Genomic DNA, 21,841 nt, shown 5'->3' on the forward strand with positions numbered 1-21,841 from the left:
GATGGGGCCCTTCCATGCGATATTCGCTTCTCAGCGTCCTCGGCCAGGCGCTGCGCGGCCAGAAGGACTGGACGCCGCAATGGCGCGACGCGGCGCCGAAGGCCGAATACGACGTCGTCATCATCGGCGGCGGCGGCCACGGGCTCGCGACGGCCTACTACCTCGCCAAGGAGCACGGCATCACGAACGTCGCCGTGCTGGAGAAGAGCCATATCGGCTCCGGCAATGTCGGCCGCAACACGACGATCATCCGCTCGAACTACGGGCTGCCCGGCAACATCCCCTTCTACGAGCATTCGATGAAGCTCTGGGAGGGGCTGGAGCAGGACATCAACTACAACGCCATGGTCAGCCAGCGCGGCGTGCTGAACCTCTATCATTCGGACGCCCAGCGCGACGCCTATGCGCGGCGCGGCAACGCCATGCGGCTCGCGGGCATCGACGCGGAGCTCCTCGATCGCGAGCAGGTCCGGGCGATGGTGCCCTTCATCGATTTCGACAACGCGCGCTTCCCGGTGAAGGGCGGCCTCGTGCAGCGCCGGGGGGGCACCGTGCGCCACGACGCGGTCGCCTGGGGCTATGCCCGCGCCGCCGACGCGCGCGGCGTCGACATCGTCCAGAACTGCGCCGTCACCGGGATTGCCCGCGAGAACGGCCGCGTCGCCGGGGTCGAGACCACGCGCGGCTTCATCCGGGCGAAGAAGGTCGGCATCTCGGTGGCGGGCTCGTCCTCGCTGCTCGCCGCCATGGTCGACCTGCGTCTGCCGATCGAGAGCCACGTCCTCCAGGCCTTCGTCAGCGAGGGAGTGAAGCCTCTGATCGACTGCGTCATGACCTTCGGCGCCGGCCATTTCTACGTCAGCCAGTCCGACAAGGGCGGGCTCGTCTTCGGCGGCGACATCGACGGCTACAATTCCTACGCGCAGCGCGGCAACCTCGCCACCATCGAGGACGTGATGGAGGGCGGCATGGCGCTCTGGCCCGGCCTCGGCCGGCTGCGGCTGCTGCGGCACTGGGGGGGCATCATGGACATGTCCATGGACGGCTCGCCGATCATCGACCGCACCGATATCGGCGGGCTCTATCTCAACGCCGGCTGGTGCTACGGCGGCTTCAAGGCGACGCCTGCGGCGGGCTTCTGCTTCGCGCACACCATCGCCCGCGACGCGCCCCATCCGGTGAGCGCCGCCTACCACCTCGACCGTTTCGCGACCGGCCATCTCATCGACGAGAAGGGCATGGGCGCGCAGCCGAACCTGCATTGATGTTTTTGGCGGCGTCGCCGCCGTCCGCCGCATGGGCGGCGACGCGCGGCCGCGCTTGCGGCTTCCGCCGAGGCAGCCGCCGGACGGACCGAGAGGAAGGACAGGAGCCATGCGCATCCGGTGCCCGCATTGCGGCGAGCGCGACAACGGCGAGTTCAGCTATCTCGGCGACGCGACGGTCATCCGGCCCGACGGCATGGACGCCTCGCCGCAGGCCATGCACGACTACGTCTATCTGCGCGACAACCCGGCCGGGCCCCATCGCGAGCTCTGGTATCACGCCGCCGGCTGCCGCTCCTGGCTCGTCGTGACCCGCGACACCCGCAGCCACGCGATCCACGACGTGTCCTCGGCCCTCGAGGTCGCCCTGGCCCGCCGCGCGGGAGGCGCCGCATGAGCGCCGTCGCCCCCGCCCACGGCCAGCCCTTCCGGACCGCGAAAGGCGGCCTGATCGACCGGCGCCAGCCCGTCGCCTTCAGCTTCGACGGCAAGTCCCTCGCGGGCTTCCAGGGCGATACGCTCGCCTCGGCGCTGCTCGCCAACGGCGTCCGTCTCGTCGGCCGGTCCTTCAAGTATCACCGACCGCGCGGCATCCTCGCGGCCGGCTCCGAGGAGCCGAACGCCATCGTGGAGTTGCGCTCGGGCGCCCGTCGCGAGCCGAACACCCGCGCCACCGTCGCCGAGCTGTTCGAGGGCCTGGAAGCGACGAGCCAGAACCGCTGGCCCTCGCTCGCCTTCGACGCCCTCGGGATCAACGCACTGGCGGCCCCGGTCTTCGCGGCGGGCTTCTACTACAAGACCTTCATGTGGCCGGCCTCCTTCTGGGAGAGGCTCTACGAGCCCATGATCCGCCGCGCCGCCGGCCTCGGCCGCGCCGCGACCGCGCCCGATCCCGATACCTACGACCGCATGCACGCCCATTGCGACGTGCTCGTCATCGGCGGCGGCCCGGCGGGCCTTTCGGCGGCGCTGGCGGCGGGCCGCTCCGGCGCCCGCGTCATCCTGGTGGACGAGGATTTCGAGATCGGCGGGCGCCTGCTCGCCGAGACCCACACGGTCGGATCGCAGAGCGGCGCCGCATGGGCTGCGTCCGCCGTCGCGGAACTCGCCGGCCTGCCCGAGGTCCGCATCCTGACGCGCACGACCCTGTTCGGGGTCTACGATCACGGCGCCTACGGCGCCGTCGAGCGGGTGAGCGACCACCTCGCCGTCCCGGCGCCCCACGCACCGCGCCAGCGGCTCTGGCGGATCACCGCCAGGCGCGCGGTCCTGGCCGCAGGCGCCGTCGAGCGTCCGCATGTCTTCGGCGGCAACGACCGGCCCGGAATCATGCTCGCCGGGGCGGTGCGGACCTATCTCAACCGCTACGGCGTGCTGCCGGGCCGCAGGATCGCGGTGCTGACATCGAGCGACGACGGCTGGCGCACCGTCTCCGACGTGCTCGCGGCCGGCGGCGGCATCGCGGCCGTGATCGACACGAGGCCCAGGGTTCCGGCCGAGCTGCGGCGCGGCGCCGAGGCGGCCGGCGCGGTGGTCGTCGCCGGCGGCCATGTGGCGGGGACGCGCGGGCATCTCGGGCTGAAGGCGATCGACGTGGTCGACGCCGAGGGACGCGCGCGCGCGATCGCCTGCGACTGCCTCGCCATGGCCAATGGCTGGAACCCGGTCGTCCATCTCGACTCGCACCTGTCGCGCCGCCCGGTCTGGAACGAGGACATCCACGCCTTCGTGCCGGCGGCGGGCCCCCATGGAATGACGGCGGCGGGCGCGGCGGCGGGCCGTCTCACCCTGGCGGAATGCCTCTCGACCGGCGCGGCGGCGGGGGCGGACGCGGCCCGTCACTGCGGCTTCGACGGGCCGCTGCCGCCGGTGCCGGAGACCGAGCCCGAGAACAGCGGGCACGCGCCGCTCTGGCGGGCGCCCAAAAGCAGGGGGAAAGCCTTCGTCGATTTCCAGAACGACGTGGCGGCCTCCGACATCGCGCTCGCCCATCGCGAGGGCTTCCGGGCGGTGGAGCATCTCAAGCGCTACACGACGCTCGGCATGGCCACAGACCAGGGCAAGACCTCGAACCTCGCCGGCCTCGGCATCATGGCGGAGCTGACGGGCCAAGCGATCCCGAGCGTCGGCACCACCGTGTTCCGGCCGCCCTTCACGCCGGTCGCCATCGGCGCGCTGGCCGGCCATCATCGCGGCAAGGACTTCCGCGCGACGCGGCACGTCCCCTCGCATGCCTGGTGCGAGGAGAACGGCGCGGTCTTCGTCGAGACCGGGCTGTGGCTGCGCCCGGCCTATTTCCCCCGCGCCGGGGAGACAGACTGGCTGGAGAGCGTGAGCCGCGAGGTGAACACCGTCCGCTCCGGGGTCGGCGTCTGCGACGTGACGACCCTCGGCAAGATCGACATCCAGGGAGGCGACGCGCTCGCCTTCATCGAGCGGCTCACCGCCAACCCCTTCGCCAGCCTGCCCGTGGGCAAGGCCCGCTACGCGATCCTCCTGCGCGAGGACGGCCTCGTCCTTGATGACGGCACCATCGCCCGCATGGGCGAGACCCACTACGTGATGACCGCCTCGACCGCGAACGCGGCCAGGGTGATGCAGCACATGGAGTTCTGCCGCCAGTGGCTCTGGCCGGAACTCGACGTGCGGATCGCCTCGATCAGCGAGCAATGGGCGCAATACGCGGTGGCCGGCCCGAAGGCCCGCGAAACCCTGCGCGGCGTCGTCGACCCCGCGTTCGACATCTCGAACGAGGCGTTCCCATTCCTCGCCAGCGCCGACGTCACGGTGGGTGGCGGCATCCCGGCGCGCCTGTTCCGCATCTCGTTCTCGGGGGAGCTCGCCTACGAGATCGCGGTCCCGGCCGCCTACGGCGACGCGCTGTGGCGGGCGATCGTCGCGAGCGGGACGCCCCACGGCATCACGCCCTACGGCTCGGAGGCGCTCTCCGTCATGCGCATCGAGAAGGGCCACGCGGCCGGCGCCGAGATCAACGGCGCGACGACCGCCGCCGATCTCGGGCTCGGCGGCATGCTGGCCAGGAAGAAGGACCATATCGGCCGCCTGATGAAGGAGCGTCCCGGCCTGACCGGGCCGGAGCGGCCGGTCCTGATCGGATTCCGTCCCGTCGACCCGTCGAAGCGGCTGAGGGCCGGCGCGCATGTCATCGGGCTCGACGCCGTGCCGAGCCTCGAGGCCGACCAGGGCTACCTGACCTCCGTCGCCTTCTCGCCGAGCAACGGGCACTGGATCGGCATCGGCTTCATCGCGCGTGGCCCGCAGCGGATCGGCGAGCGCGTGCGCGCCTACGATCCCGTCCGCAACGAGGATGTCGAGGTCGAGATCAGCTCGGCCGTCTTCGTCGATCCCGAGGGGAGCCGGATGCATGCCTGAGGCAACCGCGAGCCTGTGGGCTCCCCGCAGCGCCTGGGCCGGATACGCCAGACCCGGCCGCCACGGCCGCGCGCAGGGGGAGGCCGGCATCCGCCTGACCCCGCGCGACGGCATCGCCCTCGCGACGATCGTCGCGGCGGACGGGCGCGAGGAGGCGCTGCGCGCCATCCTCTCCGAGCGCTACGGCTGGGAGCTGCCGCCGCCGGGCAGGGCGCATCTCTCCGGTGAGGGCGGGCTGGTCTGGTCCGCCCCCGGCCAGTGGCTGGCCATGGCCGGCACCCGCGACGCCCTGCGCGAACTGCCCGGCCTCCTGCGGCCCGTCGCGGCCGTGACGGACCAGAGCGACGGCCGCGCGGTGGTGCGGGTCTCCGGTCCGCGCGCCCGGACGCTCATGGAGAAGGGCGTCGCCGTGGACCTCCACCCACGCGTCTTCGGGAAGGGGAGCGCCGCCGTCACCGCCATCGCCCATATCGGCGTCCAGTTCTGGCAGCGCGACGACGAGCCGGTCTACGACCTCGCGGTCGCGCGCAGCTTCGCCGGCAGCGTCTGGTCCTGGCTGACCGAGGCCGCCGCCGAGTTCGGCTACGAGGTCGAGGCCGCCCCTTGTCCGTGAGGGCAGGGGGCGGCTCGTCCCCGACACGGCGCCTTTCTTTTCAAGAAAGAAAAGTTCCTTTTGATTGACATTTCCCGGCCGTTCTGCGACTTGGCTTGAGCGCCTGACGGAGCGGGGAACGGTCGATGTGCGGGATTGTCGGACTTTATCTGAAGAACCCGGCGCTCGAGCCCCGGCTCGGGGCGCTGCTCTCCGGGATGCTCGCCACGATGACGGATCGCGGCCCGGACAGCGCCGGCTTCGCGGTCTACGGGTCCGACGGCGCGGGCGTGAAGCTGACCCTTCGCGGGCGCGACGGAGCCCATCTCGCGCAAGCCCTCGCGCGGATGGAGGCGGCCTTCGATCGCCCCTTCGAGACCACCGCGCGCGATACGCATGCGGTCCTGTCGGCCCCGGCGGACCAGGAGCCGCGGATCCGGGACTGGCTGAAGGAGAACGCGCCCGAGATCGACGTCGTCAGCGCCGGCAGGCGCATGGAGATCTACAAGGAGGTCGGCCTGCCCGCCGAGGTCGCCACGCGGTTCGATCTCGCCTCGATGACGGGCAGTCACGCGATCGGCCACACCCGCATGGCCACCGAGAGCGCCGTCACCACGAACGGCGCCCACCCGTTCTCGACCGGGCGCGACGAGTGCCTCGTCCATAACGGCTCGCTGTCGAACCACAACGGGATGCGCCGGCGCCTGGTGCGCGAGGGCCTGACCTTCGCCACCCAGAACGACACCGAGGTCGCGGCGGGCTACCTGTCCTGGCGGATGCGCGAGGGCGCCTCGCTCAAGGAGGCCCTCGAGGCCAGCCTCACGGATCTCGACGGCTTCTTCACCTTCGTCGTCGGCACGGAGAACGGCTTTGCCGTCGTGCGCGACCCGATCGCCTGCAAGCCGGCCGTGATGGCCGAGACCGACGACTACGTTGCCTTCGGCTCCGAATATCGCGCCCTCGTCGGCCTGCCGGGCATCGAGACCGCGCGCGTGTTCGAGCCGGAGCCCGCCCGCGTCTACGCCTGGGAGCGCCACTGATGCCGATCTACGACCTCGACAAGGCGCCCCTGCGCGAGCTCAACAAGGCGCTCCACGCCCTGCGGCCCGACACCAACGAGACCCATTGGACGGTGACGCATCCGGGCGGGCGCCACGCCGTCGCGGCGGGGCTCGACGCGCCGATCACGGTCGAGATCGAGGGGCATGTCGGGTACTACTGCGCCGGCATGAACAAGCAGGCGAGCGTGCTCGTCAACGGCAATGCCGGGGTGGGCGTCGCCGAGAACATGATGTCCGGCTTCGTGCATGTGCGCGGCGATGCCAGCCAGTCGGCCGGCGCCACCGCCCATGGCGGCTTCCTGCTCATCGACGGCAATGCCGGCGCCCGCTGCGGCATCTCGATGAAGGGCGTCGACATCCTCGTGAAGAAGTCGATCGGCCACATGTCGGCCTTCATGGCGCAGGCCGGGTCGCTCGTGGTTCTGGGGGATGCCGGCGAGGCGCTCGGCGACTCCCTCTACGAGGCCAAGCTCTTCGTGCGCGGCTCGGTCGCCAGCCTCGGCTCGGACTGCATCGAGAAGGAGATGCGCGACGAGCACCGGGCGCTGCTCCACGCCAAGCTGGAGATCGCCGGGCTCGCGGGCGAGGTCGATCCCTCAGACTTCAAGCGCTACGGCTCGGCCCGTCAGCTCTACCACTTCCGTGTCGACAACGCTGGAGCCTACTGATGGCCGCGAACCCCGAGGATCCGCGCGGCCTGCCGCGCACGCAGCCCCGCTTCTCCGCGACCTTCACGCCCGACGTGATGTCCGAGATCCGCCGCGCGGCGGCGACGGGCATCTACGACATCCGCGGCGCGGGCGCGAAGCGCGCCGTCCCCCATTTCGACGACCTGCTCTTCCTCGGCGCCTCGATCAGCCGCTATCCCCTCGAAGGCTACCGCGAGAAGTGCGGCACCGAAGTGGTCCTCGGCAACCGCTTCGCCTCCAAGCCGATCAGGCTGAAGACCCCCGTCACCATCGCGGGCATGAGCTTCGGCTCGCTCTCGGCCAACGCCAAGGAGGCGCTCGGACGCGGCGCGACCATCGCCGGGACCTCGACCACCACCGGCGACGGCGGCATGACCCCCGAGGAGCGCGGCCACTCGAAGACGCTCGTCTACCAGTACCTGCCCTCGCGCTACGGCATGAACCCGGACGACCTGCGCAAGGCGGACGCCATCGAGATCGTGATCGGTCAGGGCGCCAAGCCCGGCGGCGGCGGCATGCTGCTCGGCCAGAAGATCACCGAGCGTGTCGCCGGCATGCGCTGCCTGCCCCCCGGCATCGACCAGCGCTCGGCCTGCCGGCACCCGGACTGGACCGGGCCCGACGATCTGGAGATCAAGATCGAGGAGCTCCGGGCGATCACGGACGGCGAGAAGCCGATCTACGTGAAGGTCGGCGCCTCGCGCCCCTATTACGACACGGCGCTGGCCGTGAAATCGGGCGCCGACGTCGTGGTGCTCGACGGCATGCAGGGCGGCACCGCCGCCACCCAGGACGTGTTCATCGAGCATGTCGGCATCCCGACGCTGGCCGCCATCCGGCCGGCCGTCCGGGCCCTCCAGGAGCTCGGGATGCACCGGAAGGTCCAGCTCGTCGTCTCGGGCGGCATCCGCTCGGGCGCCGACGTCGCCAAGGCCCTGGCGCTCGGCGCCGACGCGGTGGCGATCGGGACCGCCGCGCTGATCGCGCTCGGCGACAACGATCCGCGCTGGGAGGCCGAGTACCAGGCCCTCGGCACCACCGCGGGCGCCTACGACGATTGGCACGAGGGCAGGGACCCGGCCGGCATCACCACGCAGGACCCGGAGCTGATGAAGCGCCTCGATCCCGAGCTGGCCGGGCGGCGCCTCGCCAACTTCCTCGCCGTGATGACCCTCGAAGCCCAGACCATCGCCCGCGCCGCCGGCAAGAGCCACCTGCACAACCTCGAGCCGGAAGACCTCGTCGCCCTGACCATCGAGGCGGCGGCGATGGCCCAGGTGCCGCTGGCCGGCACCGACTGGATCCCCGGCAAGACGGGTCTGTGACGACATCTCGGGCCGCCCTCCGCAATCGGGGGCGGCCTTTCTTTCGGGGCAATGACGATCGGCCGAGCTACGCCGGGAGGGTTTTGCGATGACAACCGACCTGGAGACCGCCGCCAAGGAACGCGGCATCAAGTACTTCCTCGTCTCCTACACGGACCTGTTCGGAACGCAGCGCGCGAAGCTCGTGCCTGCGGCATCGATCAAGGCCTGCTGCGAGGATGGGGCGGGGTTCGCCGGGTTCGCGACCTGGCTCGACATGAGCCCGGCTGATTCCGACCTGCTCGCCATGCCCGATCCCGACGGCCTCATCCAGCTGCCGTGGAAGCCCGAGGTGGGCTGGCTCCCCGCCGACCTCTCCATGAACGGCGTGCCCGTCGAGCAGGGCCCGCGCAACATCCTCAAGCGCCTGATTGGGGACGCCGCGAAGGACGGACTCCAGATGAAGACCGGCGTCGAGCCGGAGTTCTTCCTGATCACGCCCTGCGGCACCGAACCCGCCGACACGGCCGACAAGCAGATGAAGCCCTGCTACGACCAATCGGCCCTGATGCGCCGCTACGACGTCATCGCCGAGATCTGCGACGCGATGCTGTCGCTCGGCTGGAAGCCCTACCAGAACGACCACGAGGACGCGAACGGCCAGTTCGAGATGAACTGGGAATACGACGACGCCCTCGTCACCGCCGACCGGCACGCGTTCTTCAAGTACATGACCCGCTCCATCGCCGAGAAGCACGGCCTGCGGGCGACCTTCATGCCCAAGCCCTTCCCGACCCTGACCGGGTCCGGCTGCCACGCCCATGTCTCGCTCTGGCGCGACGGCACCAACGTCTTCAAGGATACCGCCGACGAGATCGGCCTGTCGCGGACGGGCTACCACTTCATCGGCGGCCTCATCCATTCGGCGGACGCGCTCGCTGCGATCACCAACCCCACGGTGAATTCCTACAAGCGCATCAACGCGCCCCGGACGGCCTCCGGCGCGACCTGGGCGCCCAACACCGTGACCTATACCGGCAACAACCGGACCCACATGGTGCGCGTGCCCGGCGGAGGCCGCTTCGAGCTCCGGCTCGCGGACGGCGCCGTCAACCCGTACCTGTTGCAGGCGGCCCTCCTGGCCGCCGGCCTCGACGGAATCCGCCAGGAGCGCGACCCCGGCCGGCGCCTCGACATCAACATGTACACGGACGGGCACGCTCTCGAAGATGTGAAGCGGCTTCCGCTGAACATGCTCGACGCCCTGCGCGCCCTGGAGGGCAGCTCGGTCCTGCGCGAGGCCTTCGGGTCCTTCGTGCCGAGCTACCTGAAGCTCAAGCACGACGAGTGGAACGGCTACTGCGGACACCTGACGCAGTGGGAGCGGGACAACACGCTCGACTGCTGACGCCGCACGAAGCCCGCCGGGCGGCCTCCCCCCCCGCATAGGCGAAACCGCGCTCGGCCCGATCGGGGCCGGCCCCAGTCACAGGGCGGCGCGGCGGGAAGCAACCTTAAATGGATGGTAACTTAATGCGGATGTAATACAGCAAACGCCAACCAGAGATTGAATATGCACCTTCGCATTCCTCGCCCCGGTCTTCGCATTCAAATGCTGAGTCTTGGGTTGGGAGGCGTGCTGGCCCTCGGTGTCCTCAATCTCGTCGGATCGCATATCCAGGACAGCCTGGCCCACGATTCGAGCAGCATCGCCGGGCTGAAGAGCAGCACCTCGGCCGTCGTCGGATTGATCACCCAGGTCCATCAGGTCGAAACCGATTTCCTTCTTCACCGGAAGGAGGCGCTCGTCGGAAAACGCGAGGATCTTCTGCGACAGGCCGGCCAGCAGCTCGACGCCGTCGAGAAGGGCGTCGCCGACTTCTCCCAGGACAACCCCCTGCGCAGGGCCGAGGCGATCCGCGCGGGCCTCAACCTGTACGCGACGCGCTTCCAGAACGTCGTGGCCGCTCAGCGCACCATCGGCTTCTCCGAGAAGGACGGCTTGCAGGGCAGCCTGCGGGCCGCCGTCCACACGGCGGAGAACCGCCTCGGCACGTTCGACCAGCCCCGCCTGAGCGTGCTGATGCTGATGATGCGCCGGCACGAAAAGGATTTCATGCTGCGCGGGGACGACAAGTATGTCGACGAGCTGCGCACCAGAGCCGACGAATTCAGGTCCGCCCTCGCGGCGACGCCGCTGTCGGCCACGGCCCGATCCGAGATCAAGGGCCTGATCGACGACTACGAGCGGAATTTCCTGGCCTATTCCGCCGGGTTATCGACCCTCAACGACGAGGCGGCCGATCTCAACAACATCCATGGCCGGCTCTCCTCCTTGACGGGAGAGGTCGGCCGGGCCGCCGACGAGCAGTACGAGGCGGCGCAGCAGCGGATCGCCGAGTATCGGCTCTGGCTCGCTCGCCTGACATGGGCGATCATCGCCGCCGCCGTGCTCGCGGCGGCCGGCCTCTCGTACTGGGTCGGCCAGCGCATGTCCCGGCCGCTCCGGCTCATCGCCTCGTCGATGGAGCGGCTGGCGGCGGGCGACCTGTCGGCGCAGGTCCCGGTGCTCACGCGCCAGGACGAGATCGGCGCCATCGCCCGCGCCCTCGGCGTCTTCCGCATGACGATCGCGGAGAACGGCGAACTGACCCTGGCGCAGGGGCGGCTGCGCGAGCGGGCCGAGTCGGAGCGCAAGACGGCGATGCTCGCCCTGGCGGACGATTTCGAGCGTGCGGTGGGGTCTGTTCTGGGGATGGTTGGGTCTGCTGCGGCGCAGTTGCAGGGCACCGCGCAGGCGATGAGCGCCACGGCGGGCGAGACCGCCAGCCAGTCGACCACGGTGGCCGCCGCCGCCGAGGAGGCCGCCTCGAATGTCGGCACGGTCGCCGCCGCCGCCGAGGAGCTGGGCTCGTCGGTCCAGGAGATCGGCCGTCAGGTCAGCGGCTCGGCCGAGCTCGCCCGCCTGGCGGTCTCGGAAGCCGAGCAGACCGCCGGGCTCGTCCAGGCGCTCAGCGCCGCCGCCGCCGAGATCGGCAACGTCGTGGCGCTGATCTCCTCCATCGCCGGCCAGACCAACCTGCTCGCGCTCAACGCCACCATCGAGGCGGCGCGTGCCGGCGAGGCCGGACGGGGCTTCGCCGTCGTCGCCTCCGAGGTCAAGGAACTGGCGAGCCAGACGGCGCGCGCCACCGACGAGATCTCGACCCAGATCGCCCGCATCCAGGGCTCGACGGGTCAGGCCGTCACCGCCATCGACGCGATCACCGGCCGCATCCGCGAGATCAGCGGCGTCGCCACCTCCCTCTCGGCCGCCGTCGAGGAGCAGGGCGCGGCCACCCAGGAGATCGTGCGCAACGTCTCGCAGGCCGCCATGGGCACCGGAGAGGTCACGGCCAACATCGCCGGCGTCGCCGGGGCCGCCGACGAGACCGGGGCCGCCGCCGCCCAGGTCCTCACCTCCGCCTCCGAGCTCTCCCGCCAGTCCGACCACCTGCGCGCCGAGGTCGCCCGCTTCCTCGCCACCGTCCGCGCCGCCTGAAGCCATTTCCGGTCGATGCGTTCGGCGTCGTCCGCCGCCGCCCCCTCTCCCCTCCGCGGGAGAGGGTGGCCCGCGAAGCGGGTCGGGTGAGGGGAGCGACGGTGCCGGAGAAGGCGTTCACCTCACCCGACCCTCGCGGACGAGAGGCACACCCTTCCCCGCAAAGGGGGGAGGGAAACGCGCGTCGCTTAACGCATCGGCCGTAGACCCGTACGAGGCGTGCCCCCCGTCCTCTCCGGAGGCGATCCGGCGGACGGTATTCGTCAGGTCAGTGCAGTCCTTCGCCCGCCTGGGACGCGATCCGGCAGGGCGTGCGCGCGTGCGGGGAGGGCGCCTGGAAGATCGGGTCGGCCCCGAACAGCGCCTTCAGGAAGCCGGCCACGGCGCGGATCCGGGGCGCGTATTGCAGGTCGGTGTGGACGTTCAGCCAGAGCTCGCGGCTCGTCGAGACGACGTCGTGGAGCACGGGGACGAGGTCGTCGCGCGGCCCCACGGCGAAGCTCGGCAGCAGCACGATACCGAGACCGCCGGCGGCCGCGTTCTTCTGCACGATCATGCTCGTCGAGCAGAAGACGACGCGCGGCCCGTCGAGCAGGTCGTCGAGCCAGCGCACGCAATCCACCTGGATCAGGTCGTCGATGTAGGAGACGAAGCTGTGGCGCCGCAGGTCCTCCGGCGCGCGCGGCACCCCGTTGCCGGCGAGATAGCCCGGCGCGGCGTAGAGCCCGAGCCGGAAGCGTCCGACGCGCTCCGAGACCAGCCCCTGGCCCGGCGGCTTGAAGAAGCTCAGGAAGAGGTCCGCCTCCCGGCGGTTGACGTAGACGGTCTGTGACGAGGTGACGAGCTCGACGCGCAGGTCGGGATTCGCCTCGCGCAGGGCCCCGAGCCGCTCGGCGAGATAGAGCGAGGCGATGCCCTCCATCGTGGCTAGGCGGACCCGGCCGCCGATGCCGCCGGCATCCGGCGTCGCCTCCTCGCGCATGCCGATGACCGCACTCTCGACCCGCTCCGCGTGGCAGAGCAGGCGACTCCCGGAGTCGCTCGGCCGCAGGCCCGAGGGCAGGCGCTCGAACAGGGCGAGCCCCAGCGTGCTTTCGAGATGGGCGAGGCGCCGGCTGACCGTCGACTGGTCGACCCGCAGGCGCTTGGCCGCCCCGGCGAGGCTGCCGGCGCGGGCGGCGGCGAGGAAGACCTTGATGTCGTCCCAGTCGAGAAGATCGAACGCGTGCATGAATACTATGGAAGCAATAACCGAGCCAGCGGTAGGGCCGGCGCCGGCGCCCTGCAAGCGGCCTTGCAGATTTACCCGCTTCGCGCCGGCGCTCCGGCCGCTAGGCTCTGCGCGAAAGGACCACCCATGCTCCCTCGCTTCAAAGCCGCCGCCGTGCAGGCGGCCCCGGTCTTCCTCGACGCCGCCGCGACGACGGAGAAGGCCGTCTCCATGATCCGGGAGGCGGCCAGGGCCGGCGCGTCGCTGATCGCCTTCCCCGAGACCTTCATCCCGGCCTTTCCGGTCTGGGCCGCCCTGTTCCCGCCCATCGACACCCACGACCTGTTCCTGCGCATGGCCGAGCAGTCGGTGCTCGTGGACGGGCCCGAGGTCGCCAGGCTGAAGGACGCAGCCAGGGCCGCCGGCATCGTCGTCTCGATCGGCATCAGCGAGCGCTCGCCCGCCAGCGTCGGCTGCCTGTGGAACAGCAACCTGCTGATCGGCGAGGACGGCAGCCTGCTCAACCACCACCGCAAGCTCATGCCGACCTATTACGAGAAGCTGGTCTGGGCGCCGGGGGACGGCGCCGGCCTGAAGGTCGTCGAGACCGCCGTCGGCCGGATCGGGCAGCTCATCTGCGGCGAGAACACCAACCCGCTCGCCCGCTACAGCCTGATGGCGCAGGGCGAGCAGTTCCACATCTCGTCCTGGCCCCCGGTCTGGCCGACGCGACGGCCGGCGGGCGGCGGCAACTACGACATCGCCGCGGCCAACCGCATCCGGGCGAGCGCGCATTGCTTCGAGGCGAAGGTGTTCGGTCTCGTCACCGCCGGCGTCCTCGACCGGACCGCCTTCGAGATGATGGCGGCGCGCGATCCGGCCGCCGCCGAGGTGCTGGAGGGGACGCCGCGCCCGGCCTCCTACTTCGTCGACCCCACCGGGGCGCAGATCGGCGAGGCCCTCCAGGACGAGGGCATCCTCTACGCGGAGATCGACCTCAACGCCTGCGTCGAGCCCAAGCAGTTCCACGACGTCGTCGGCTACTACAACCGCTTCGACGTGTTCGAGCTCGGCGTGAACCGGCGCCGCCTCTCCCCCGCCGCGTTCCGCGACGGGCCGCCCCCGTCCCCGCCCGCTCCCGAGACCGCCGCCGCGCCCGCCGAGCGCGGCTGACATCAGACCCGAACCCGCCCCGGCCGGCTCCGCTCCGGTCGAGGGCCCGCCCGACTGGAGATCCCTCATGCTCGTCGACCGTCGCAAGCTCATCCTCGGAAGCGCCGCGGGATTGATGCTCTCGCCCCTGCGCGGGGCCATGGCGCAGACGCCCGCCCAGATCGGGACCTTCCCCGAGGGCGTCACCGCCGATTCGGTCTTCGTCGGGCTGAACATGCCGCTCACCGGCGTCTTCTCCGGCGACGGCAGCGACCTGAAGCTCGGCTACGAGCTCGCCATCGCGCAGATCAACGCCGGCGGGGAGATCCCGTCCGCCTGGGGCCTCAAGGGCAAGGGCGTGCTCGGCCGCCAGATCCGCCACAAGATCTCGGACACGGAGGGCAAGCCAAACGTCGCCGTGCAGGCGGCCACCCAGTTCATCCAGCGCGACAAGGCGATCCTGTTCCAGGGCTCGGTCAGCAGCTCCGAGGCGATCGCGCTGGAGGAGCTCGCGAGCCGCGACAAGGTTCTCTACATGGTCGGCATCGCCGGCTCGAACGACATCACCGGCAAGAACTGCCAGCGCTACGGCTTCCGCTCGCAGCAGAACGCCTACATGGCGGCCAAGGCGCTGGCCCCCGTGGTCGCCAAGGCCCTCGGCAGCAAGCTCAAGGCCGCCTTCCTGGTGCCGGACTACAGCTACGGCCAGTCGGTCTACGAGTCCTTCGCCAAGTTCTCGAAGGAGGCCGGCTGGACCCAGGTGCTGAAGGAGACGGTCCCGCTCGGCACCGCCGATTACAGCTCGGCCCTGCTCAACATCGCCAACAGCGGCGCGGACGTGTTCGTGAACATCTGCTTCGGGGCCGATTCCGTGGCCTCCACCAAGCAGGCCGAGCAGTTCGGCGTGCTCTCCAGCATGAAGCTCGTCGTGCCGAACCTGTCCTGCTTCCAGGACAAGGAGGTCGGGGCGCAGCTCATGCAGGGCGTGTACGGCTCCTGCGACTTCTGGTGGACGATGGAGGACCGCGAGCCGCTCGCCAAGCACTTCGTGGAGAGCTTCTTCGCGCGGAACAAGTACCGTCCGCGCTGGGGCGCGCACATCGCCTATCTCCAGACCTATCTCTGGGCGCTGTCCGTGGAACGGGCTGGGGGCTTCAACCCGGTCGACGTCATCAAGGTGATGGAGGCCTCCAAGGCGCAGCCCTACGCGACCACCCTCGGCAAGGTCTATTACCGCGCCGAGGACCATCAGATGGTCCGCCCGATCCCGATCCTGAAGGGCAAGGCCCCTTCCGCCATGAAGGGACCGGAGGATTTCTACGAGGTCGTGGACGTGGTCGAGGGCGAGGCCGTGATGAACCCGCCCGACCTGTTCGGGTGCAAGCTCGGCTCCTACACCTGACGCGCCATGCCGAGCACCGCCGTCCTCCTCTCCCAGACCTTCAACGGCCTGGCCCTGGGTAGCTTGCTGGCGCTGGTCGCCAGCGGGCTCACCATCATCCTGGGCACGCTCGGCGTGCTCAACTTCGCCCACGGCGCCCTGTTCGCCGTGGGCGCCTACACCGCCTTCGTCATGATGCAGGCGACGCAGTCCTTCGTCCTGGCGCTGCTCGGCGGATGCGCGGTGATGCTCATCATCGGCTTCGCCATGGAGCGGCTCGTCATCCGCCACTTCTACGCCCGGCCGGACGAGGACCAGATCCTTGTGACCTACGGCATCGGCATCGTGCTGGTGGAGGGCCTGCGGGCCTGGTTCGGCGGCAACAGCCAGCGCGTGCCGGTGCCCTCCTGGGGGGTCGGCGCGACGAAGCTCGGCTTCCTCGTCTACCCGACCTACCGCCTCCAGCTCATCGGCATCGTCTGCGCGCTGCTGGTCGGCTTCTACCTGCTGCTCTACCGCACGGCGATCGGCCTCGTGGTGCGCGCCGGCATCGAGAACGCCGGCATGGTCGGCATCCTCGGCATCGACGTGCGCCGGACCTTCATGCTGGTCTTCGCCGTCGGCATCGTCGCGGTGGGACTCGCCGGGATGCTCTACGCGCCCGTGGTGTCGGTGACGCCCGACATGGGCGCGAGCTTCATGGTGCAGTCCTTCGTGGTGATCGTGCTGGGCGGCCTCGGCTCGTTTCCGGGCGCGGTGCTGGGCGGGCTGATCGCCGGCGAGATCATCAGCCTGACGAGCGCCTTCGACTCCGCCTATTCCGAGGTGATGCTCTACGGCCTGATGGCCCTCGTCCTCGTGGCGCGGCCGCAGGGGCTGTTCGGCACGGAGGGACGCGTCTGATGCGCAAGCCGCTCCTCCCGGCGCTACTGCCGGAACTCGCGCTCGTCGCCGCGCTCGTCGCGGCGCCGGTGGCGCTCCCGCCGCTCGGCTTCTCCCACGACCTGCTGTCGCGGGCGCTCAACTGGGCCTTGTTCGGGCTCGGCCTCGACATCCTGTTCGGACTCGCGGGGCTGCTCTCCTTCGGCCAGGCGGCCTTCTACGGGCTCGGCGGCTTCGTCGCCGCCTATCTCCTCGTCTCGGGCACGCTCCAGAGCGTCTGGCTCGCCTGCCTCGTCGGGACGCTGGCCGCGGGGGTGCTGGGGCTCGCGGTCGGCTGGCTGGCGGTGCGGCGCATCGGCATCTACTTCGCCATGATCACCCTGGCCTTCGGCCAGATGGCCTATTTCATCCAGAACTCCCCGCTCTCCGCCTATACCGGCGGCGAGAACGGCCTGCCCGGCGTGCCCGTGCCGGTGCTCGGCTTCGGGGCGTGGTCGGTGCGGATCACCGCCGGCCTGCCGATGTACGCGCTGCTCGCCGCCGCCTTCTTCGTCGGCTTCGTCCTCGCCCGGCGCATCGCCCGCTCGGCGGTGGGCCTGATCCTGAAGGCGCTCAAGGAGAACACCGCGCGGGTGGCGATGCTCGGCCACGACGTTCCCGCCTACAAGCTCGCCGCCTTCACCATCGCCGCCTTCTACGGCGGCCTCGCCGGGGCGATGCTGGGGCCGTTCCAGAGCTACATGCCGCCGGACGCCTTCTCCCTGGAGACCTCCGGCCAGCTCGTGGTGCAGGCGGTCGTCGGCGGCGTCGGCACGCTGATCGGCCCCCTGGTCGGGGCGGCGCTCTGGCTGTGGCTGCGCGACAACCTCCAGCTCGTTCCGGGCCTGGGCCCGCTCTGGAAGCTCATGCTCGGGCTCGCCTTCATCGGGCTGGTCATGGGCCTGCGCCGGGGCATCTGCGGGGAGATCCTGCATCGCTGGCGCCAGCGCCGGGACGCGGCCCTGCTGCAGGCGGAGCGAGCCCGCACGGAGGCGATCGAAGCCTCGGGCGGCACCATCGACGTCCCCGCCGTCCCGGAGGAGGTCGCGCTGCCGATGCCGCGGCCCGCGATCGAGGCCCGCGACTCGTATGGCGAGATCGCGCTGGAGGCGCGCGGCCTCGCCCGCCACTACGGCGGCCTGAAGGCGGTCGACGGGGTGAGCTTCACCGTTCGCCGGGGCTCGATCCATGCGGTGATCGGCCCCAACGGAGCCGGCAAGAGCACCCTGTTCAAGATGCTGCTCGACGAGGTGAGCCCGAGCGCCGGGGAGGTGCTGCTGTTCGGCGAGCGCCTGACCGGCGCCGGGGTCAGCCGCGCCGCCCAGCGGGGCGTCGCCAAGAGCAACCAGCTCAACCAGCTCTTCCTGGGCCTGAGCGTGCGCGACAACCTGCGGGTGGCGGCGCTCGCGCGGGCGCGGGGCACCTTCCGCCTGGACCTACTCGCCCCGGCCACGGCCCGGCCCGAGGTCGAGGCGCAGGTCGACGCCCTGCTCGACATCCTCGACCTCGCCGGACGGGCGCGGATGCCGGCCAGCGTGCTCGCCTATGGCGAGAAGCGGCGCCTGGAGATCGGCATGGCGCTCGCCACCAGCCCCAACGTGCTCCTCCTCGACGAACCGCTCGCCGGCATGAGCCTGTCGGAGCGCACCGCGACCTGCGCCCTGATCCGGCGCATCGCCCGAGCCTGCACCGTCCTCCTCGTGGAGCACGATCTCGACGCGGTGTTCGGGCTCGCCGAGCGCATCACCGTGCTGAGCGAGGGCCGCCTCCTCGCCGACGGACCCGCCGGGACGGTGCGCCGCGATCCGGCGGTCCAGAAAGCCTATCTCGGCGCGGCCAAGGAAGACGGCGCCTGCCTGGGGGAGAGCGTGCATGAGCCTGCTTGAGGTCGAGGGCGTCAACACCCTCTACGGGGACTCCCACGTCCTGTTCGACGTGTCCCTGCGGGTCGAGGAGAACGAGGTCGTGGCCCTGCTCGGGCGCAACGGCGCCGGCAAGACCACGACCCTGCGCACCGTCATGGGCGTGCTCAAGCCTCGAAGCGGCGCCATCCGCCTCGACGGCAAGCCGATCCACGGCCTGCCGCCGGCCAGGATCGCGCGGGTCGGCATGCAGCTCGTGCCGGAGGAGCGCGCCGTGTTCGGCGGGCTCACCGTCGAGGAGAACCTGCGCGTCGCCCGGCTGACCGCCCCCAAGCCCTGGTCCCTCGACCGGATCTGGGAGGTGTTTCCCCGCCTCAAGGAGCGGCGCCTCTCGCGGGCGCGCACGCTCTCGGGGGGCGAGCAGCAGATGCTGTCGATCGCCCGCGCCCTGATCCGCGACCCGCGCATCATCCTGCTCGACGAGCCCTTCGAGGGGCTGGCGCCGCTGATCGTGCGGGATCTCGTCGCCCTGACGAAGCGGCTCGCCGGGGAAGGGCGCACCATCGTCGTGGTGGAGCAGGACGTCGCGGCGGTGCTGAGCTTCGCCGACCGGGTCTACGGCTTCAACAACGGCCACGTCGTCTACGAGGGACGGGCCGCCGACCTGCGCGCCGACCCGGCGCCGATGCACGGCTTCATGGGGCTCGCCGCCTGAAGCGGGAGCCCGGACGGCCCCGCTTGATGCAAATCAAGGCTGCGGGCCGGCCGGCTCCCTAAGCGCAACGGGATACTTCCTCCCGAGGCGCGTCGACGAGCATGGCCGCGATACCCGTTCCCAAATACATGACAGAAGGGGAGGTGGGGCTGAGCCTCTCCTGCCTGGTCGGGGCGTTCCTGTGCGCCCTCGCATCCTCGCGGGCGGTGGACGCGCCGTTCGGCATCCACATGGCGCTGTTCGCCATCGCCGGCATCGCCGGCGCCGCCGCCATCCTGAAGCGCTACGAGAAGCGGCCGGCCGCGCCGACGCCGCAGGAGATCGACGGCCGCCCGAACTACAATCTCGGGCCCGTGAAGTTCGCGACCGTCGCGGCCATGGGCTGGGGCATCGCCGGCTTCCTCGTCGGCTGCATCATCGCCTTCCAGCTCTGGGCGCCGTCGCTCAATCTCGGCCTCGAATACACCACCTTCGGCCGCCTGCGGCCGCTGCACACCTCGGCGGTGATCTTCGCCTTCGGCGGCAACGTCCTGATCGGGACCTCGCTCTACGTGGTGCAGCGCACCAGCCGGGCGCGGCTCGCGGGCGATCTGGCGCCGTGGTTCGTGGTGCTCGGCTACAACCTGTTCATCGTCGTGGCCGGCACCGGCTACCTCATGGGCGTGACCCAGTCGAAGGAATACGCCGAGCCCGAATGGTACGCCGACCTGTGGCTGACCATCGTGTGGGTGGTCTACCTGCTCGTCTTCCTCGCGACCCTGTGGAAGCGCAAGGAGCCGCACATCTTCGTCGCGAACTGGTTCTACCTGGCCTTCATCGTGACGATCGCGATGCTGCACATCGTCAACAACCTGGCGATGCCGGTCACGATCTTCGGCTCGAAATCCTACCCGATGTTCGCGGGCGTGCAGGATGCCCTGATCCAGTGGTGGTACGGCCACAACGCGGTGGGCTTCTTCCTCACCGCCGGCTTCCTGGCGATCATGTACTACTTCGTCCCGAAGCGCGCCGAGCGGCCGATCTACTCGTACCGCCTGTCGATCATCCACTTCTGGGCGCTGATCTTCATGTATATCTGGGCAGGCCCGCACCACCTGCACTACACCGCCCTGCCGGACTGGGCGCAGACCCTGGGCATGACCTTCTCGATCATGCTGTGGATGCCCTCCTGGGGCGGCATGATCAACGGCCTGATGACGCTGTCGGGAGCCTGGGACAAGCTCCGCACCGATCCGGTGCTGCGCTTCATGGTGGTGTCGCTGGCCTTCTACGGCATGGCCACCTTCGAGGGGCCGATGATGTCCATCAAGGCCGTCAACGCGCTCTCGCACTACACGGACTGGACCATCGGCCACGTCCATTCGGGCGCGCTCGGCTGGGTCGCCTACATCTCCTTTGGCGCCCTGTACTGCCTCGTCCCCTGGCTGTGGAACCGGCGCGAGCTCTATTCGCTGAAGCTCGTCGAGTGGCACTTCTGGGTCTCGACCCTCGGCATCGTGCTGTACATCAGCTCGATGTGGGTCGCCGGCATCATGCAGGGCCTGATGTGGCGCGCCTACAATGCCCTCGGCTTCCTCGAATACTCCTTCGTCGAGACCGTGGAGGCGATGCAGCCCTACTACCTGGTCCGGGCGCTCGGCGGGGTGCTGTTCCTGATCGGCGGCCTGATCATGGCTTACAACCTCGCCATGACCATCGCGGGCAAGACCTCCGCCGAGAGCGAGCCCCTGACGCCGGGCGGCACGCGCCCCGACGCCGCCGGCCTCGCGCCCGCCGAGTGAATCCCCGCCTCGGGGCCGCCGTCCGGCGGCCCCGCGCCCCCGCGAAACTCCCGCATCACGGACCACTGTCATGGCCACCGCGCAGCCCGGCCTCTGGAAGAGGCACGAGATCCTCGAGAAGAACTCCATCCTCCTGCTCATCGGCGCGCTCATCGTCGTGGCCATCGGCGGCCTCGTCGAGATCACGCCGCTGTTCTACCTGAAGAGCACCGTCGAGAAGGTCGAGGGCGTCCGCCCCTACACGCCCCTCGAGCTCGCCGGGCGCAACATCTACATCCGCGAGGGCTGCTACCTCTGCCATAGCCAGATGATCCGTCCGATGCGCGACGAGATCGAGCGCTACGGCCATTTCTCGCTGGCGGCGGAGAGCATGTACGACCACCCCTTCCAGTGGGGATCGAAGCGCACTGGCCCCGACCTCGCCCGCGTCGGCGGCAAGTATTCGGACCAGTGGCACCGCGAGCACCTGAAGGACCCGCGCTCCGTGGTCCCGACCTCGATCATGCCGGCCTACGCCTTCCTCGAGCGGCCGCTCGACGCCGACGCCATCGCCGAGGACCTCAAGGCCAACCGCGCCCTCGGCGTCCCCTATTCGGACGAGATGGTGGCCTCGGCGCGCGGCGACCTGAAGGCGCAGCTCGACCCGGACGGCCCCGGCGCCGCCGACCTGCAACGCCGCTATCCCGGCGCCAACGTGCGCGACTTCGGAGGGGACAAGGCCAGGGCCGCCGAGATCGACGCCCTGATCGCCTACCTGCAAGTCTTGGGCACCATGGTCGACTTCAAGCTCTACGAAGACAAGAAGAACCTCAGGTGAGGGCCATGACCTACGAATCCGCCGCCGCCTTCGCGCAGACCACGGGTCTTCTCTACTTCGTCGGCATCTTCGCCGGCGTCGCCCTGTACGCCTTCTGGCCGCGCAACCGTGCCCGGTTCGACGCGGCCGCCCACCTTCCCCTGATCGAGGACTGACC

18 protein-coding genes are annotated in these 21,841 nt (G+C 70.3%); 17 read left to right on the top strand and 1 reads right to left on the bottom strand.

What is annotated here, in order from left to right; translation table 11 throughout:
* Window positions 1-14 precede the first annotated feature (14 nt).
* The 9 genes from ACP56T_RS07475 (at window position 15) to ACP56T_RS07515 (ending at window position 11,845) form a co-directional block, all read left to right on the top strand.
* Window positions 15-1,265, top strand: a complete 1,251-nt coding sequence (locus tag ACP56T_RS07475; protein ID WP_430911513.1) for a sarcosine oxidase subunit beta family protein — start codon at window positions 15-17, stop codon at window positions 1,263-1,265.
* A 109-nt stretch (window positions 1,266-1,374) separates the two neighbouring features.
* Entirely contained in the window at window positions 1,375-1,662 is a 288-nt protein-coding gene (locus ACP56T_RS07480) for a sarcosine oxidase subunit delta (RefSeq protein ID WP_430911514.1), read from the top strand.
* Window positions 1,659-4,658 (top strand): sarcosine oxidase subunit alpha family protein, encoded by a 3,000-nt coding sequence (locus tag ACP56T_RS07485; RefSeq protein ID WP_430911515.1) that lies wholly within the window; start codon window positions 1,659-1,661, stop codon window positions 4,656-4,658. Before ACP56T_RS07480 ends, ACP56T_RS07485 begins: the two co-directional genes overlap by 4 nt.
* A complete protein-coding gene (locus ACP56T_RS07490; protein ID WP_430911516.1) occupies window positions 4,651-5,271 on the top strand; it encodes a sarcosine oxidase subunit gamma in 621 nt (206 codons plus the stop codon). Before ACP56T_RS07485 ends, ACP56T_RS07490 begins: the two co-directional genes overlap by 8 nt.
* A 125-nt stretch (window positions 5,272-5,396) precedes the next feature.
* Window positions 5,397-6,290 (top strand): class II glutamine amidotransferase, encoded by an 894-nt coding sequence (locus ACP56T_RS07495; RefSeq protein ID WP_430911517.1) that lies wholly within the window; start codon window positions 5,397-5,399, stop codon window positions 6,288-6,290.
* Complete coding sequence (locus tag ACP56T_RS07500; protein ID WP_430911518.1) at window positions 6,290-6,979, top strand: GltB/FmdC/FwdC-like GXGXG domain-containing protein; 690 nt, start codon at window positions 6,290-6,292, stop codon at window positions 6,977-6,979. Before ACP56T_RS07495 ends, ACP56T_RS07500 begins: the two co-directional genes overlap by 1 nt.
* Complete coding sequence (locus tag ACP56T_RS07505; RefSeq protein WP_430911519.1) at window positions 6,979-8,325, top strand: FMN-binding glutamate synthase family protein; 1,347 nt, start codon at window positions 6,979-6,981, stop codon at window positions 8,323-8,325. The genes ACP56T_RS07500 and ACP56T_RS07505 overlap by 1 nt, the downstream gene beginning before the upstream one ends.
* Before the next feature lie 88 nt (window positions 8,326-8,413).
* Complete coding sequence (glnT, locus tag ACP56T_RS07510; RefSeq protein ID WP_430911520.1) at window positions 8,414-9,712, top strand: type III glutamate--ammonia ligase; 1,299 nt, start codon at window positions 8,414-8,416, stop codon at window positions 9,710-9,712.
* Window positions 9,713-9,940: 228 nt separating this feature from the next.
* A complete protein-coding gene (locus ACP56T_RS07515) occupies window positions 9,941-11,845 on the top strand; it encodes a methyl-accepting chemotaxis protein (protein WP_430911521.1) in 1,905 nt (634 codons plus the stop codon).
* Between the two features lie 268 nt (window positions 11,846-12,113).
* Here the strand turns inward: ACP56T_RS07515 and ACP56T_RS07520 are convergent, their stop codons facing one another.
* Window positions 12,114-13,076, bottom strand: a complete 963-nt coding sequence (locus ACP56T_RS07520) for a LysR family transcriptional regulator (RefSeq protein WP_430911522.1) — start codon at window positions 13,074-13,076, stop codon at window positions 12,114-12,116.
* Window positions 13,077-13,202: 126 nt separating this feature from the next.
* Between ACP56T_RS07520 and ACP56T_RS07525 the strand changes: the two genes are divergently transcribed.
* The 8 genes from ACP56T_RS07525 to ACP56T_RS07560 all read left to right on the top strand — a co-directional run bounded on the left by ACP56T_RS07525 (window position 13,203) and on the right by ACP56T_RS07560 (window position 21,839).
* On the top strand, window positions 13,203-14,228 hold the full coding sequence (locus ACP56T_RS07525; RefSeq protein ID WP_430911523.1) for a carbon-nitrogen hydrolase family protein: 1,026 nt from the start codon (window positions 13,203-13,205) through the stop codon (window positions 14,226-14,228).
* A gap of 67 nt (window positions 14,229-14,295) precedes the next feature.
* Window positions 14,296-15,609, top strand: a complete 1,314-nt coding sequence (locus ACP56T_RS07530) for an ABC transporter substrate-binding protein (RefSeq protein ID WP_430911524.1) — start codon at window positions 14,296-14,298, stop codon at window positions 15,607-15,609.
* A gap of 6 nt (window positions 15,610-15,615) precedes the next feature.
* Entirely contained in the window at window positions 15,616-16,491 is an 876-nt protein-coding gene (locus ACP56T_RS07535) for a branched-chain amino acid ABC transporter permease (protein WP_430911525.1), read from the top strand.
* A complete protein-coding gene (locus tag ACP56T_RS07540) occupies window positions 16,491-18,395 on the top strand; it encodes a branched-chain amino acid ABC transporter ATP-binding protein/permease (protein WP_430911526.1) in 1,905 nt (634 codons plus the stop codon). The genes ACP56T_RS07535 and ACP56T_RS07540 overlap by 1 nt, the downstream gene beginning before the upstream one ends.
* The gene (locus ACP56T_RS07545; protein WP_430911527.1) at window positions 18,382-19,086 is read left to right on the top strand and encodes an ABC transporter ATP-binding protein; all 705 of its coding nucleotides are present in this window, start codon (window positions 18,382-18,384) and stop codon (window positions 19,084-19,086) included. Before ACP56T_RS07540 ends, ACP56T_RS07545 begins: the two co-directional genes overlap by 14 nt.
* A 128-nt stretch (window positions 19,087-19,214) precedes the next feature.
* Entirely contained in the window at window positions 19,215-20,867 is a 1,653-nt protein-coding gene (gene ccoN, locus ACP56T_RS07550) for a cytochrome-c oxidase, cbb3-type subunit I (RefSeq protein ID WP_430911718.1), read from the top strand.
* A gap of 70 nt (window positions 20,868-20,937) precedes the next feature.
* The gene (gene ccoO, locus ACP56T_RS07555; protein ID WP_430911528.1) at window positions 20,938-21,684 is read left to right on the top strand and encodes a cytochrome-c oxidase, cbb3-type subunit II; all 747 of its coding nucleotides are present in this window, start codon (window positions 20,938-20,940) and stop codon (window positions 21,682-21,684) included.
* A gap of 5 nt (window positions 21,685-21,689) precedes the next feature.
* Entirely contained in the window at window positions 21,690-21,839 is a 150-nt protein-coding gene (locus ACP56T_RS07560; RefSeq protein ID WP_430911529.1) for a cbb3-type cytochrome c oxidase subunit 3, read from the top strand.
* The last annotated feature ends 2 nt before the right edge of the window (window positions 21,840-21,841 follow it).

The sequence above is a fragment of the Methylobacterium endophyticum genome, assembly GCF_050591105.1.
Taxonomy (GTDB): Bacteria; Pseudomonadota; Alphaproteobacteria; order Rhizobiales; family Beijerinckiaceae; genus Methylobacterium.